The following is a 370-nucleotide window of genomic DNA, read 5'->3' on the forward strand; positions in this document are numbered from 1 at the left end:
CGGCCTGCACGGCGTCGGCGCCTCCGTGGTGAATGCACTCTCCGAGCGCCTCGACGTCGAGGTCGACCGTGGCGGCAAGACTTATGCGATGTCCTTCCACCGCGGGGAGCCCGGCATCTTCGCCGATTCCGGTGAGAAGCGGCCGGATGCGCCGTTCACTCCTTTCCAGGAGAACAGCGAGTTGCGCGTGATCGGCAAAGCTCCCCGGGGCGTGACCGGTACCCGTGTCCGCTACTGGGCCGACCGTCAGATCTTCACCAAGGACGCGGCGTTCCAGCTCTCCGAGCTCGAGACCCGGGCCCGACAGACAGCCTTCCTGGTGCCTGGCCTGGAGATCCTCGTCAAGGACGAGCGTGCGGCGGGTCAGGTC

1 pseudogene is annotated in these 370 nt (G+C 67.3%); it reads left to right on the forward strand.

Annotated features, from left to right (window positions below):
* Positions 1–370 (forward strand): annotated as a pseudogene (locus DSP71_RS23775) (DNA topoisomerase IV subunit B); the annotation flags it as partial.

Source organism: Microbacterium sp. H6, assembly GCF_003314775.1.
GTDB lineage: Bacteria > Actinomycetota > Actinomycetes > Actinomycetales > Microbacteriaceae > Microbacterium > Microbacterium oxydans.